This is a genomic window from Micromonospora sp. NPDC047074, assembly GCF_040643815.1.
GTDB lineage: Bacteria > Actinomycetota > Actinomycetes > Mycobacteriales > Micromonosporaceae > Micromonospora.
The window spans coordinates 43,245-57,841 of sequence record NZ_JBEYVB010000035.1 but is presented as its reverse complement, the minus strand read 5'-3'; the positions used below and the strand labels follow the sequence as shown (position 1 = coordinate 57,841).

Below are 14,597 nucleotides of genomic sequence, written 5' to 3'. Positions count from 1 at the left end.
TCGGGTTACCGGTGTCGGTCCACGGGGAGGCCGCTGCCCGGCTGAGCCGTCTGCGGCCAGTCGCTGTCGGCTTTGTTGCCGAGCAGAGCGGTGCGGTCGGTGCGGCGCAGGCGTCCAGAGGTGCTGGCGCGGATGCCGGCGAGCGCGGCTTCAGCGGCTGGGCTGCGCTGCCCGGGCCGGGTGGCGGCCTGGTCTCGCTCGTCCCAGCCGACGCGGTGGGTGGCCATCGCGTCGGCCGCCACCGTGGCCTGCTCAACGACCTCGCGGCGGTGGTCGGCGGCGACCTGGGCGCGGTGCTCGTCGAAGCGGCGGGCGGGGTGCGGCGGCTCGGCGTCGCCGGTCAGCGAGTCGTCGAGCAGGCGGCGCAGGTAGCCCAGCGGCCGGTCCGGCAAGTCGAGCAGCTCCCGGCCGCCCCGGGACTGCCCGATCCAGTCGAGCAGCACGGGCATCGTCCAGTCCGGACCCAGCCGGGCCCCGAGGGTCGCTGCCACCCGGGGCGTGGGCGCCGCTTGCAGCCACTCGAACGCCCGCTGTGCGGCCCGTGCCAGGTCGTACGCCCACCCGGACCACTTCGGAGCAGGCCGGGACCGTTGTGACGCTCCACACGCCCCCTCGATCGGCCTAGGACGCCGTACGGATCGTGACCCTTGCCGCCCCTCGGTTGTCGGTGATGAGCGCGAAGCGCGTTTCCCCCCCCGACTCGGCCCCACCGACCGAGGGTGAGTGATCGAGGGAGGAGTTTCACCCCGAAACACGAGCCAGGAGTAAACGCTCATACCTTGAGACGCTGCGCGGGGGTGGCAGATATTCAGCGCGTGTCGAGCGAGGTCCTCGGCGCCCTCGATGGCGGTGGCCCGGGCGGTGGCCACAGCCTGGCGCAGCTGGGCACGCCGCGCCATGGCGGCCATGTCCATCACCGCGCCGGTACGGGTGTGCAGCGCATCGACGTCGTCCTGGGCGGCCTCCAGCAGCGCCACGGCGTGCGCGAGCAGCCCTTCGATGACCAGCAGCGCCACCGGCAGGTACGGCTCCCGCGCCACGGCACGCTCCCGGCCACCCAGGGGCGCCAGGTCGAACTCCGCCCGGTCGTACGTGCGGCCCAGCCGGGTCCGTTCCTCCAGCGACAGCTTGCCGCCCTGGACAGTGCGCTCCATCCACTCCAGGGCCTCGGCGCGGGCCCAGCAGCCGGTGACCGTGCGCGGCTGGCAGCCGGCCAGCTCGGCGGTACGCAGCCGACCCGGCCGGGTGATCCGGGCGTTGGCGTCCACAGCCAGCACGCCCGCGACGCGGGCCAGCACCGACGGACGACCACGTCGCGACCCCCTCGTCGCATCCTGGCGGGCCAGCAGATCGGCCAGGTGCACCACCGCATGGCCACGGCGACGGCCGCCAGCAAACGCCTCGATGACCTCCCGCAGCCGCTGCACCCACGCGGTCAGCTCCGCCACCCGATCCTCAGCCTCAGTGACCTCCACGAGCTGCCCGAAGCGCGCCGCCACCGCGGCCCGCTCCGCCTCGACGACGGCGACCGCGGTGGCCTGCTCGGCCTCCTGCTCCTGGGCGAACTGCTCGCGGATGGCGGCCAGCCACGAGTAGCCACACAGCCAGCACGCCGGCGACGGCTCCCACTCACCACACGCCGCACAGCCCTCATCGACGTCGTCGAGCACGGCGGCGCGCATCTCGGCTGCCTGGCGGCGCTGCTCCCGCTCCGTGCGGCTGCGCCAGCACGGGATGCACAGCGGATCCGACCCAGCGCCGTCACGCGGCAGGCCCTGCGTATCCCGGCCCGCACTGGCGCAGGACACACACGGCGTCTGCACACCTGTCGGATACACCGGCCGCCGACGAGCACCCGCCGGAGCAACCAGCCGGGCCTGCCCAGTGCGGGTCGTCTCCACCAACAGAGTGGGCCGGGCCAGGTGCACCGTGCACCGATCACGACCAGGAGCAGCCAATACCGTCCGGCCAACAGCGGCGCAGACCGGGCAGTGCCCGGTCGCGACCACCCGGTCGGCGGTCAACGCGTTCAGGTGCGATGCCGTGGTCATCGCGGCACCGCCGCAGACCAGTCAGGTGTGCGTCCTGAGCCAGGGTGATCTCCTGCGATTGCGGCAGCGACAAGCGAGGGGACTGGGCGGGCACAGGCGTCGCCGCGACACGCGGAAAAGGTGTCGAGAGACAAGAGTGCACCCAGCCCGGAGGTGGGTGCTATGGTGTCCTCCGAGCTTGTGAAGAGCCTCAAACCCTCACCGCGGCCAAACGAGAGGGGTTTGGGGCTCTGTTTTTTTGTGGAGTTAGGGGTTGAGCGCGGGCGCTCCCTCAAGATCAGAGTCTGGCTGTAACCCGTGGATCTTACGGCGACCTTTACTCGTACCGTGACCCCAACACGCCGCGAAATCAGCGATCTCGAACAGTCCTGTGTGGAATCGCGTCCCAAATCTGGACATACCAGGATGACTCCGGCGTCCTCCAGGGGCAGAAAATTGCGACTACAGGTAGCCGAATAGGCGGCCCGACGATTCGGGCCGCCTATTCGGGCACGTTGAATGGTCACTCGGGCCGATGAATGGTGTCGCAGTAGAGGGCGGTACCGACTCCGTCGTGGGCGTACAGCTCGCCGTAGCGATCGGCCGGGCCGTCAACGGCGTCGAGCAGCCGCTGCGCCTGGCGGCACGCGGCGTCGAGGTCGGTGGCGGTGGCGGTGAAGTAGGTGACGGCCTGCGGGGTGTCGGGCTCGGGGTCGGTGACGACGTCGAGGCGGTACTCGTCGGTGGTGCCGAGCACGAGCAGCTCGAACGGGCGGTCGGTCATGGCGCTCACCGGGCCCAGATCGCCAGGGCGACGGTGATGGCGGCGCCGGCGTACCCGGCCAGCAACAGCGGCACCGCGCGGGAGATGGCCTGGTACTTGGCGCGAACGAGGCGCGAGAGCCACCACAGCTCGCGGGCGCGGCTCAGCGGGGTCATCTGCGCGACCTGCTCGGCGTCGCCAGCGGCGAAGCGAGCGAGAACGTCGGTGGGGGTGTCCGCGTCGGCGTAGACGGGGAACCCGGTGTCGCGGCCCAGGCGCGGACGGGAGGCGGTCAGCAGCAGCACCACGGCGATCAGCACCACCACGGCGGTGACCACCCCGACGGTGAGGGCGGCGGTGGGCAGGTGGCCGCCGGCTCCGGCGCCGCCGAGCACGGCCAGGCCGGCGCCGAGCAGCACACCGGCCATCTGGAGGTAGCCCGACGCCTTGGGGTCGACCCGGTGCAGCTCGGCGCGTACGGCGGCGATCTCGGCGTCCAGGCCGGCGGTGACGGTGCCCCGCCCGCAGGCGGAGGCGTGCGCCCCGGCGCGGGCGAGGATCTCCAACTCGGAGAAGTCCGCGTCGGTGGTGCCGCAGCCAGTGCAGCGCGAGGTGCTGTTGGCCAGGCTGGTGGAGATCTCGACCAGCACGGCGTGCGCCCCAGCGGTCGGGATCTGGAAGTGGCGGCGCGCGGCGCGCGGGTCGTAGGTGCTGGCGTACGCGACGCCGAGGTAGGTCGGATCTCCGGGGTCAGGCACGATGAGGGTGCTCCTCTAGCTCGATGCGGGCTGGGTGGGGTGGCGGGCGGCCCCGAGCTGTAGGAGGCGTGGGGGCCGCCCGCGCGGCGTTATCGGCTGGTCGAGACGTAGGTGGGGGAGTCGGGGCGCGGGTACGTCTCAGGGCGGCAGGCGTCGTCGTAGCCGCACCAGTCCCATACGGCGAGGCCGGGGCGCAGCGGGGTGGTGCGCTCGTCGGCGAGGATCTGATCGGCGTCGTCGGTCCAGTCGACGCCGGTGGCGATCGCGGCGACGGCGGCCTGGTCGACGTGGCGGGCACACACCTTCTGGGCGATGGCTTTGCCGCTGGGCAGGTGGGTGAGGCTGTAGCGGCCGTCGAGGCGCTGTCCGTCGTCGTCGAGGGTGACGTTGACGGCCAGGCCGGGCGCGACCGGCCAGCCGGTCACGACCCGCTCGACGGTGCGGGGGCTCTCGGCGTCGTTGTCGCTCACGTACAGCCGCACCGCGGTGGTGGTCGGCGCGGCGGCGGGGGTGGTCGTGGTGGTCATGGTTCCTCCTCAGTGGGTGCTATCGACGGGCGGAATTGGGGGCGTGGTCAGGACGCGTCGCTGGTGCGGGGCTTGTGGCGGGCGTCGATGAGGTCGTCGACCATCGCGGCGACGGCGCTGCCGGCGATGGGGCCGGCGTAGGCGAGCAGGGACAGGGTCAGCCACACCACGGCGGTCAGGCCGGCGGCGGCCGGGCCGGTGCCGGCCGGTGCGCCGACGTAGACGGCCACGCCGGTCAGGGCGCCGATCGCGGCCCAGCCGATGCGGCCGTAGGTGGAGCCGAACAGGGCGGCGGTGTAAAGGACGCAGACGGCGACGAGCCAGGCGATCCAGGCGTCGCGGCCGGTGGCGGGCAGGCCGATGGTGTGGGCGTCGAGGTAGGCGCGCACCGGGTCGGAGATCGAGCCGGTGATCGGCCCGTCGGTGATCCAGGACCCGAGGGTGGGGACGGCCTCGCCGGTGGCGGTGACGATTCCGCCGAGTGCGGTGAGCATGCCGGCGATGACGACCCACAGCAGCCACAGCAGTCCACCGGCGACGGTCAGGGCGATCAGCGCGGCCACGACGATCGGCCACCACTCGCGCACGGCTCGCACGGCGCGGGAGGTGCGGGCGGTGCGCCACCAGGCCGCCAACCGCTGACGGGCGGGGGCGGCAGCGGTGTCGTCGAGCGGGGGCAGGTGCTGCGGGTCGGTGTCGGGGGTGTGCACGTAGTTCTCCTTCGTCGGTGGGTCGGTCGGTTGGTGGGTTGGGTCAGCGGCGGGCGGCGAGCATGGCGACCAGCCACGCGCCAGCGGTGCCGGCGGTCGCGGTGAGCGCCTGGGTCCATCCGCCGGGGGCGGCGATGCCCATCAGCACGGCGGTCACGGCGGCGGCGTGCAGGACGTAGAGGGCGATGTGGGAGCGGCGGCGGGCGAGCACGCCCTGACCCACGGCGGCGAGGCTGCCGGCGGCCCAGCTCGTCCACAGCGCCCAGCCCCACAGTCCGTGGGTGCTGGCCCAGGCGGTGGTGGCGGGCAGCAGCAGCGCGTGCACGGCGACGACGGCGGCCAGGGCGAGTAGGACCCAGGCGGTGTAGGTGGCGGTGTGCATCAGGCGGCGGCGGTCGGCGAGGACGGTGCCGACGGTCGTGACGCGGCCTGCGGGTGGCCAGCGATCGCAGCAGCGGCGTGGCCAGAGGCCGGAGTCGTGCTGATGGCGGTGGGCCGGCTCGTTGCCGGGAGCTGCGGGCTGGCGCATGACGTCTCCTGGTGGTGGATGGCGAGGGGGCGGACCGGGGTGATCGCGCGGGCGTGGCTGGCCACGACGGCGGTGTACTCGTCGAGGGCGGTGTGCATGTCGGCCTCGGCGGCGGCGACCTCGCGGGCGTCGCTGACGCGTTCGGCGGCGGTCAGCGCGAGCGCGGCAGCCGCCGCGGTGAGCAGCGCCCCGCCGAATGCCGGCGGGCCACCAGCGTTGGCGGCGAGGTGCCCGGCGGTGGCCACGCCGCCGAGCAGACCGCTCACGCCGGCAACGGCCGGCCAGCGGCGGCGGCCGGTGTGGGCGCGGTGGCGGCGGCGGCCGGCGGCGTGGATGGCGTCCTCGGCGGCGCGCATCCGCACCGGGTCGAGCTGCCACGCCATCAGCTCGACCGACAGCGCGTCGATGCGCTGCTGGTGGGTCAGCGCGTAGAGGGTGTCTGCCGGCTGGACGTCGCGCTGGCGCGTCAGGCGGCGGATCTCGGACTCGATCTCGGCGACCCGGGACATGTGTCTCCTATACGGACGGTGACCTAACAGGCGGGCTCATAACAGGCGTGGGGGAGGGGGGTCGGCCCCTGCATAGGGGCCCCTCACCGGGGGGAGGGGCCCCACGGTTATGAGGAGTTATGCGTTACTGGCCGTGACGGTGGTGGTGGCGGCCTCGGGCGGCAGGTACTGCCCCGTCACCGGCCGCCCGTCCGGGTTCTGCGGGCGCACGACCCGCCCCTGCTGGCCCAACTGCGTCAGCGCGTTGGACACCAACTGCGGGGTCGCGGTGTCGTCGCCGCCCTCCACCAGCACGGCGAGGATGTCCTTCGGCGTGGCCGGCGTGCTCTTGGTGCGCCAGATCAGGCGCACCGCCGCCTCGACCCGGTCGGCGCGGGTGCGATAGCCGGCCAGGGGCGTCGGCTCCACCGGCTCGGCGGCCGGGGCCTCGCTGGCGGCCGGCGTGGGGGCGGCCGACGCGAGGGGCTTGCCGCCGAGCTTGCTGAAGATCGAGGCGACGGCCGAGGACATAGCCTTGTCGGCGTCGCGCTCCGGGGTGCTGGCCTGCGGCTTCTTGCTGCGGGCGCGGGCGCTGCGCAGGTCGGCCAGGTAGTCGTCGGTGACGAGCTGGTGGCGGCCGGCGTAGATCGGGCCGGCGGCCTGCGCCGACCCGGCGTCCAGCTCACGCTGGTGGAAGCGGCGATTCCACGAAATCTCGTCGACCTTCGGGCCGTCGTGCAGGACCGGCTTGGACGGGTCGCAGGTCTGGACGTACTCGATCTTCGCGCGGACCGGGTCGCCGTCGCCGAGGCGGGCGTAGCACTCGCCGCGGTGGCGCAGCGGGGGCAGCTTGTAGTTGCCGGTGACCCGGCCGGCTTCCTGCTCGTCGCCACTCATGAGCACGATCTCGCGGCCGATGTTCGCACTGGCGTCGCCGCCGGCGTCGCCGAACTGGTGGTGCACCCCGCGCTGGGTGGCCGCGACCAGGTAGATCCCGGCAGAGGCGACCGCCTTGGTGCACTCCGCGTACATGTCCCCGGCGGTGACTTCCGCCCCGTCGTAGCGCACCTTGTTCTTGGTGTTCAGCGCGAAGCTGGCCTCGTCGATGTAGATGAGGATCTTCTTGAAGCCGTGACGGGCGGAGAAGGGCTGGTCCTGGCGCCAGCGGGCGATCTCCATCGCGGCGATCAGCATCTGCAGTACGCCCTCGGCGTCGGCGCGGACCCAGTCCAGCGGCGGGCGCACATCGGTGCCGAGGTAGGGCTCCAGCCACTGTCCGACCAGGTCGTAGAGCTTGCGGGTGCCGGCGACCCAGATCAGGGCGTCCTCGCAGCGGGTGACGTCGGCCCACTCGCGGTGGATGAAGGCGGACTTGCCGCCGGTCGACGCGCCGAGGATCCAGCCGTGCCGGCCCATGTCCACGCCGATCGGCATACCGTCCATGCCCCACAGCGCGTACGAGGGATCGGCGAGGCGCCGCCAGATCGGCCGACCGGCGGCGTCGACCAGCTCGTCGACGCGCTCGCGGTAGGGGCGGATCCGCTTCATGACGTCCTCGGTGTTGGCCTGGACCGTGTAGACGCCGACCCGGCCCGGGTCCTCGCTGATGGACACCCAGTCAGGGGCGATGTCGCGGCGGGTGATGTCGCGCAGGGCCAAGGCGATGCGGCGGGCATCGTGGTCGTCCAGGCGGGGGGCCTGCTCGACGCGGACCTTGCCGTTAACCACGCGGCGCAGCTCGATCGGCGCCCACGCTTCGAGCTTCGCGCCGAACGGCGCGTCCGCCGGGCCGACCATCTGCGGGTTGGACACGCGCAGCCACTCCAGGCCGGCGCGGCGCACCGCCAAGCGCAGCAGCCACGCCAGGTGCGGCTCACCCTCACGCGGGCCGGTCAGATCCTCGCTGGTCAGCGCAAGGTTGGCGTGGGCGGTGGCGGTCAGCGCCGTCTGCGCCGGGGCGGCCGGCGGCGGCGCGTACCGCAGCAGGTACTCGTGCGCCCGCGCCATCACCCACGTAATGCCGCCCAGCGCCGGCAGGACCAGGGCCCACACCGGCCACATCTCCGGCACCGACACCGCCAGCGTCGACCAGGCGGCGTAGACGGTCACCCCCGCCACCAGCCAACCCACCACCCGGGACTTCGACGCCGAGCTGAGCCGGGCGAACATCGGGCTGATCCGCACCAGCAGACGGGCGCCGAACGCGGCTGCCGCCGCCAGCAGAGCCGTGGCCAGCCCCGCCATCCACACCGGCGAGCCGGTGACCAGCCACACCGCCACCCACACCGCGCTGATGAACGGCGCGACCACGGCCCAGAACGTCTTCCACTCGATGCCTGCTGCTCGCCGCTTCGTCACGGACGCTGCTCCTTCGCTTGCTGTCTTGCCTGGTCCTGCGGTTCCGGAGGGGTGGGGGGCCGCACCACGTGCGGCGCGGCCCCCGCGCGGTGGATCGGTCAGTGACCGATGGAGCGGGCCTGCGCCTCGTACGCCTCGGCCTGCTCCTCGTAGTAGCGGGCCGCGAGGATCTCCCGCGCCGCCTCCGCCTCCGCCTCCCGCGCCGCCACGGCGTGCCCGTGGGCCACGTTGGGGTCACGGATCGTGCGAGACGCCTGCTTGTGGTTCTCGGCCGACTCCTGGTTGGCCCGGGCGTCACGCCGGTACTGGTCAGCGGCGTCACGGCAGGCCCGCGCCCGATCGGTCAGCGTCTGCGCCTTCTCGACCATCTCGGCGTAGCGGTTCGCCACCCGCATCGCGTCCTGGTCGATGTCGGTCGTGGTGCTCATCTCTGGTCCTCCAAAGTGGTGGGAAACAGGGGATTGGTGCTGGTGGTGCGCGGTGCTGTGCAGCGGCATCGGTGCAGGCCGGTCCATCCACTCGCTGCCAGCGGTAGGACCGGAGTCAAAGAACGCAGCCTCATGCGGCGGCTTACGGAACGACGACGTCGACGGGCCACTCGATGAGCTGCTCGGCCGGCCGCCCGGCACGGTGATGTCGTCCAGGTCGACGTCGATCACCGTCTCCGGCCGATGCCCACCCGGCGCCGGCCGCGCCTTTGCCGTCGCCGCCGGCTCGTCCTTGCCGGCCGTTTTGTCGGTCTCCGCCGCCTTGTCGTCCGTGCTCTTGCTCTTGTTCTTCGCGCCGCGGGCCAACCCGAGCAGGCCCAGCAGTGCCGCTCCGCCCGCCGTCTTGGCCTTGCGTCCCGCCTCGCTGGTCGGCTTCGCGCCGCCGCCGCTGCTGGTCGGCTTCGAGCCGCTGCCGGGGGTCTTTCCGCTGGCCGGAGGCTTGCCGCCGCCGCCCGGGGTCTTGCTGTCGCCAGGGGTCTTGGTGCGGCCGAACGGCCACCGCCCCTTGTCGCCGGGCTTCTTCCCACCGTCGCCAGCCGGCTTTCCACCGCCGCCGGGAGTCGTTCCGCCCTTGGGTGCCTTCGGGGTCTTCCCGCCAGGGGTTTTGCCGCCCGCGCCCGGGGTCTTGTCACGGCCGAACGGCCACCAGCTCCCGGACTTGGCGCCGGCCGGCTTTCCACCGCCGCCGGGGGTCGTCCCGCCCTTGGGGGCCTTTCCGCCAGGGGTCTTACCGCCCCCACCAGGGGTTTTGCCGCCGCCAGGGGTTTTGTTGCGGCTGAACGGCCACCAGCTGTCCCCCTTGCCCCGGCCGTTGGGCGACTTGCCGGGCCGGTCGCCCCGTGCGGAGCCGTCGCGGCCCGAGCGGTCCTTGCCGGTCTTGCTCCGGCGGGTGTACTTGCGCCAGGCCAGCCAGCCGGCGCCGGCCAGCACCGCGACCACGATCAGCCCGACACCCAGCAGCAGCGCCATCAGCGGCGACACCATCCACATCGCCACCACCACGGCGGCGACGATCGACACCACCACCAGCGCCACCACCAGGCCCACCGACGCCGGCGACGTCTCCGTCAGCTCCTGCGGCTTGACCTTGTCGTCCTTGCCCTGCTCCACCGGCTGCGGCTGCTCGGCCAGCACCGACAGGTCCGGAGCCGGCATCGCCGTCTCGGTCGCCTCACCCTCGATCGTCGGGGCCACGGCCATCGTCTCCGTCTGCATCGCGTTACCTCCCATCAAGCGTTTTGGCTGCTCACGCCCCACGGTTATGAGCTGTTATGAGGCGCTGCACGGGCCGGCCCGACCCGGAGACCGGGCCGGCCCCCGGTCACGCGACGCGACCGCCGGTGAGTTCGAAGACCTGGCCGACGATTTCCGCCGGCACGGCGTTGAGGACCTTGCGGATCGTGCGGTCGGAAATTCCGGTGATCTCCGCCAGCGCGGTCTGCGTCGCGTCCGGGTTTTCCGCCCGGGCCATCAGCACGGCCGCCACCTTTTCCGGCTTCACCGTTTCCACCTCGGGCAGGTTGGCCGGCAACTGCGCCGGCACAGCGGCCAGAGATTTCCGGGCGGTGGACCGCACGATTTCCGGCTGCCGACCCCCGCCGATTTCCGCCTTCTCCTGCGCCCGGGCGAGGGCCCGGCGGGTGCGCTCCAGTTCGTTGACGAGAGCCTCGCGGGCCTCGGTGATCGCCTGGCTCTCCTGCTCGGCGCGGGCCCGCGCGGTCATCTGGCTCTCGGCGAAACGCTGCGCCTGGTCGAGCTGCGCCCGCAGCTCCCGCACCGTCTCGTCCAGCTCGGCGGCCCGGTCCTGGGCGGCCTGGCCGGTGTAGCGGGCCTCCGCCAGGGCGTGCTGGTGGTCGCGTTCGGCCTGGTCAGCGGCCTCGGTGAGTGCTCGGACCTGCTCGGCGGTGGCCTGCTCGGTCAGGGCCCGAGCGGTAGCGGCGCGGTCTGCGGTGTCGCGTGCCTCGGCCAGCCGCCCCTCCGCCACCCGCGCGGCCTCGATCGCGGCGGCGGCCCGCTGCTCGGCGACCCGCACGGCCTCACGAGCCTCGACGGCGGCCCGCTCGTGCTCGGCGATTTCCGCCTCCGTGGCGGCCTGGATTTCCGCCCGCTTTTCCGCCTCCGAGCGCGCCCGCGTTTCCACATCGGCCGCCCGGGTTTCCGCCTCGGCACGAGCGGCGGTTTCCGCGTCGGCCCGCGCCGTTTCCGCCTGCGCCTTCGCCTCGGCTTCCGCCTGCGCCTGGCGCGCGGCGGCCGTTTCCGCCTGCGCCGCCCGGACATCTTCCGCCCGTCGCGCCGCCTCTTCCTCGGCCTCGATTTCCTTTCCGGTACGACCGGTAAGGATCTTGACGCGGACGACCACGATCGGCGCAATGCACGCGACCGCCACCACCAGACCCCACGGCACCTCCTCGCCGGCCTCGGTGTCGATGAACACCGGCAGAAGGTGCACCGCGACCTGACAGAAGATCATCAGCAGCATGCCGACGAGCATGTCCTTCCACCGGCGACGGTGGAACGCGGTGATCACGTACACGTCGAGCATCACCGGGAACATCCACGCGATGGACGCGTGGAAGTGGGCCAGCACCGCCAGGTCGAACTCACCCTTGGCCGTGAGAATCACCGCGGCGGCCATGGCGATCCACGGCCCCACCGTCGCCGCGTCGCGCAGCTTCGCATTCATCGGGTTGCCCCCATCGCCGGCTCGGCGCACTCCAGGCACTCCCCGAGGGAGCGCGGGATGTAGTAGGGCCGCACCACCTGGCAGGTCGGGCAGGTCCGGCGGGCGACCAGCGCCTTGCCGATCGCGGCGAGCTGCGCCAGCGTGGCCGTGCGCTTCTTCGCCGCCTTGTCGACCTTGTAGAGGTAGGCCACACGCTCGCCGCCCACCCCGCGCCACATCACCTGCGCCGCGATCGGCTGACCGCCCGGACGCAGTCCCTGCGCCCGCAACTGACGCACCGTGGCGTAGCCGGCCGGCGCGCCCTGCCACCAGTAGGTGGGGATGCCGTAGCGGGTGCCCTCCGGGTCGTAGAACGCGGCACGGATCCGGCTCACCGCGACACCTCCCACTCGTAGGAGGCCGTCACGGCCAGGTCCCCGGCCAGCGTGAGCAGCGTCGACGTGGCCGCCGATATGGTCAGCCGCCCCAGGTCGTCGACGTCGCCCGCCTGCTCGAACATCGCCGACCGGGCAACCTTGATGCCCGCGACGATGTCGGTCAGCGGCAGCCCCTCCGCCGCGAACTTGCCGAACCAGGCGTCGAGAATCTGCACCGCCGTCGCGTAGGCCGCGCGCACGCCCTTGGCCCAGGCGTGCCCGGACGGGTCGCTGTGCTCGGTGCGGTCCGCCTCCCGCAGGGCCGTCTCGCCCCGCGCGGCCCAATCGGCGCGCACCTGATCCGGCGAAAGCACCTCACGGCCGTTGAGGATCAGGCGGCCGGTGTACGACACCACCGTCCCGCGCTGGTCAGTGGCCACGCTCGACTGGCCGGTCGCGCGGATGCTGACACCCGCCAGGGTCGGGATACGCAGCGTCGGCATCAGCTCTCACCACCGACCGCGCGGCGGGCCCGGACCTGCGCGAGCAGCTCCCGACCGAGGGGGTTGAGGTCGGCGTCGTCAACGTCGACGGCCAGGCCGTGACGGCGCTTGTCGAGCCATCGCCCCAGCCGGCCGCCACCCACCACCGCGCCGACCAGGCCGACCGCGACCACCGGGGAGTAGAGCAGGACCTGCGGCACCTGCTCGGCGTGCTCGGCCAGCAGCCGGCCCGCGACCACCGCGATCGGAGCCGCGACCACCGCACCGGCAGCGACCTTTGGCATCCGCGCCGACGTCGGCCGATCCGCGAGCCGACGGGACTCACGCTCGTCGCTAATCGCCTGGCGCAGCTCGCCGGCGAACCAGCCCGGCAGCGCCGCGACCGACGCCGCCCGGTGCTCCAGCTCGATGTCCGACGCCTTACGCAGGCTGGTCCGGTAGCTGGCCAGCGCGGCGGCCAGGTCCAGAGCCTTAGTCGGGACCGTCATGCCGCACCCCCCAGCACACGGGCGGTCTCGGTCATCTCCCGCAGCCGCACTACCGGCCGCGTCTCCACTACCGGCAGGTCCAGCACCCGGCCGTACTCGGCGACCTGGTCGCCGCCGTTGGCCTTGGCCTCGTACAGCGCGAGATCAGCCGCGCGCAGCACCCGCGACGGCTCGTCACCGACCATCGCCGACACCGCGCCGACACTGGCCCGCACCATCAGCTCGCGCCCGCCCGGCAGCACCACCGGCGCGGCCAGGGCCCGGACCACCTCGCCGCCGAGCATCCCCGCGATCGGCACCGGCGACGGGCAGACCAGCACGATCTCGTCACCGCCGAGCCGCGCGACCACCGCACCGTCGACCTCGTCAATCGCGGCCGACAGCCGGGCCGAGACCTCGACCAACACCGCGTCACCCGCGTCGTGCCCGAACGTGTCGTTGACCTGCTTGAACCCATCCAGGTCCACGATCGCCACGTCGTAGGGCGCCCCGGCCAGATCGGCCAGCGCCGACGCCAGCCCAGCACGGTTCGCCAGCCCGGTCAGCGGGTCGGTCGTCGCGTCCCGGTGAGCCTCAGCCAGCCGGGCACGATCCGCCCGGACCGTCCGCACCGCCCACACGTGCCCAGCCACCGACAGCACCGCAGCAGCCGGGAGCAGCATCTTGCGCGCCTTCACCGGGTCACCTCCTGGGTGGCCGCCGCGTACGCCTCGCAAATCTCGCGTGAGATCCGACCCCGGTCCTTGACCTCGTAGCCGTTGGCCACGGCCCACTGCCGCATCGCCGCCCGCTGGGCGGCGCCCTCGCGGCGGTTACGCGGCGGCGAGTCCACGGAATCGCCGCGGCCGGTCGCCCGCAGCTCCTGCCGCACCTCAGCGAGCTGACTCGCCAGCTTCTCGGCGGCCTCGGCCAGCTCGCGGCGCCGCTGCTCGGCGGCCTCGCGCTCCTGGCGCGTCGCCTCCTCCGCCTCGACCCGCCCGGTCAACTCCTGCACCAGGCGGCCGATCCGCTCGGCGAGCTGGCGGGTCCGCGCGGCACTGCTGCCAGCGGCGATACGCAGCACGTCCTCCACGCCCCGAGGGGTCGCCGGCGTGGCCGAGGTGGTCTCCGCAGCGGCCGGAGCCGGCGCGGCAGGGGTCCTGGTGACCCGGATGCCCATCGGCATCCGCTGTGCAGGAGCCGTCTGTCCCTGAGCAGCACGCACAGCGGCGGCCCGGTCGGCGCTGTTCAGCGGTGGCGTCATCGTGGTCATGCCGGCATCACCGCCGTCGTCGACAGCAGACCGCGCAGCGCCCGCAGCGCCTTGTGCTGCATCGACTTGACCGCCGCCGGGGTCTTGCCCAGCACCTGGGCGGTCTCCTCGATCGACATCTCTCGCAGGTACCGCAGCGTGATGCACCGCCGCTGGTCCGGGTTGAGCTGCTCGATCCCCGCCATGACCGCGTCCCGGGTCAGGCTCGCCATCGCGGCGGCCTCCGGGGTCGGGGCCTGCTCGACCGGAGCCGCGTCACGCAGCTCCGCCACCGGCCGCTCGCGTCGCTGGTGCGACGACTGGTAGTTGGTCACCAGGTTCCGCGCGATCGTGGCCACCCAGGCGCCGAAGTCGCCGCCCGGCCGCCTAAAGCTAGCCAAGTTGCGCAGCGCCCGCAGGAACGTCTCCGAGGTCAGGTCCTCGGCGACCTGCCGGTCCGAGACCCGCCGGTAGATCGACCGGAACACCTGGTCGACGTACCGGTCGTAGACCAGACCGAACGCCTCCACATCACCGGCCTGCGCCCGCGCCACCAGCGCCGACACCTCGTTGGTCGTTGATGCTGCTTGGGCCTGCCCTGGATGAATTTGGGCAGCACGTACTCTCGTTGCAGGCATCTGAGCCTCCTCAGGTAGAGATGCCGTCGCCCTGTGGCGTCAATCCG

The 14,597-nt window shown here is 72.9% G+C and carries 16 protein-coding genes; all 16 read right to left on the bottom strand.

Features of this window, described 5'->3' with window-relative positions:
- Positions 1–5 precede the first annotated feature (5 nt).
- A complete protein-coding gene (locus ABZ809_RS27820) occupies positions 6–1,682 on the bottom strand; it encodes a hypothetical protein (RefSeq protein WP_357565565.1) in 1,677 nt (558 codons plus the stop codon).
- An 871-nt stretch (positions 1,683–2,553) separates the two neighbouring features.
- On the bottom strand, positions 2,554–2,814 hold the full coding sequence (locus ABZ809_RS27815; protein ID WP_357565564.1) for a hypothetical protein: 261 nt from the start codon (positions 2,812–2,814) through the stop codon (positions 2,554–2,556).
- Positions 2,815–2,819: 5 nt separating this feature from the next.
- Positions 2,820–3,551 (bottom strand): Pycsar system effector family protein, encoded by a 732-nt coding sequence (locus tag ABZ809_RS27810; RefSeq protein ID WP_357565563.1) that lies wholly within the window; start codon positions 3,549–3,551, stop codon positions 2,820–2,822.
- An 89-nt stretch (positions 3,552–3,640) separates the two neighbouring features.
- Entirely contained in the window at positions 3,641–4,078 is a 438-nt protein-coding gene (locus tag ABZ809_RS27805; RefSeq protein ID WP_357565562.1) for a hypothetical protein, read from the bottom strand.
- Between the two features lie 47 nt (positions 4,079–4,125).
- Positions 4,126–4,788 carry a hypothetical protein gene (locus tag ABZ809_RS27800; protein ID WP_357565561.1) on the bottom strand — a complete coding sequence of 221 codons (663 nt, stop codon included), beginning with the start codon at positions 4,786–4,788 and terminating at the stop codon, positions 4,126–4,128.
- Between the two features lie 43 nt (positions 4,789–4,831).
- Positions 4,832–5,170, bottom strand: coding sequence for a hypothetical protein (locus tag ABZ809_RS27795; RefSeq protein WP_357565560.1), 339 nt, complete (start codon positions 5,168–5,170; stop codon positions 4,832–4,834).
- Positions 5,170–5,826: a hypothetical protein gene (locus ABZ809_RS27790; protein WP_357565559.1), complete on the bottom strand. Its 657-nt coding sequence runs from the start codon at positions 5,824–5,826 to the stop codon at positions 5,170–5,172. Before ABZ809_RS27790 ends, ABZ809_RS27795 begins: the two co-directional genes overlap by 1 nt.
- 117 nt (positions 5,827–5,943) lie before the next feature.
- On the bottom strand, positions 5,944–8,163 hold the full coding sequence (locus ABZ809_RS27785; RefSeq protein WP_357565558.1) for a hypothetical protein: 2,220 nt from the start codon (positions 8,161–8,163) through the stop codon (positions 5,944–5,946).
- Between the two features lie 98 nt (positions 8,164–8,261).
- Positions 8,262–9,866, bottom strand: coding sequence for a hypothetical protein (locus ABZ809_RS27780; protein ID WP_357565557.1), 1,605 nt, complete (start codon positions 9,864–9,866; stop codon positions 8,262–8,264).
- 106 nt (positions 9,867–9,972) lie between these two features.
- Positions 9,973–11,334, bottom strand: coding sequence for a hypothetical protein (locus ABZ809_RS27775; RefSeq protein ID WP_357565556.1), 1,362 nt, complete (start codon positions 11,332–11,334; stop codon positions 9,973–9,975).
- On the bottom strand, positions 11,331–11,708 hold the full coding sequence (locus ABZ809_RS27770; protein ID WP_357565555.1) for an RRQRL motif-containing zinc-binding protein: 378 nt from the start codon (positions 11,706–11,708) through the stop codon (positions 11,331–11,333). Before ABZ809_RS27770 ends, ABZ809_RS27775 begins: the two co-directional genes overlap by 4 nt.
- Positions 11,705–12,193, bottom strand: coding sequence for a hypothetical protein (locus ABZ809_RS27765; protein ID WP_357565554.1), 489 nt, complete (start codon positions 12,191–12,193; stop codon positions 11,705–11,707). The genes ABZ809_RS27770 and ABZ809_RS27765 overlap by 4 nt, the downstream gene beginning before the upstream one ends.
- Entirely contained in the window at positions 12,193–12,681 is a 489-nt protein-coding gene (locus ABZ809_RS27760) for a hypothetical protein (protein WP_357565553.1), read from the bottom strand. The genes ABZ809_RS27765 and ABZ809_RS27760 overlap by 1 nt, the downstream gene beginning before the upstream one ends.
- Positions 12,678–13,358, bottom strand: coding sequence for a GGDEF domain-containing protein (locus ABZ809_RS27755; protein WP_357565552.1), 681 nt, complete (start codon positions 13,356–13,358; stop codon positions 12,678–12,680). The genes ABZ809_RS27760 and ABZ809_RS27755 overlap by 4 nt, the downstream gene beginning before the upstream one ends.
- Entirely contained in the window at positions 13,355–13,933 is a 579-nt protein-coding gene (locus ABZ809_RS27750; protein WP_357565551.1) for a histone-like nucleoid-structuring protein Lsr2, read from the bottom strand. The genes ABZ809_RS27755 and ABZ809_RS27750 overlap by 4 nt, the downstream gene beginning before the upstream one ends.
- Positions 13,930–14,478 carry a sigma-70 family RNA polymerase sigma factor gene (locus ABZ809_RS27745; RefSeq protein ID WP_357565550.1) on the bottom strand — a complete coding sequence of 183 codons (549 nt, stop codon included), beginning with the start codon at positions 14,476–14,478 and terminating at the stop codon, positions 13,930–13,932. The genes ABZ809_RS27750 and ABZ809_RS27745 overlap by 4 nt, the downstream gene beginning before the upstream one ends.
- Positions 14,479–14,597 lie beyond the last annotated feature (119 nt).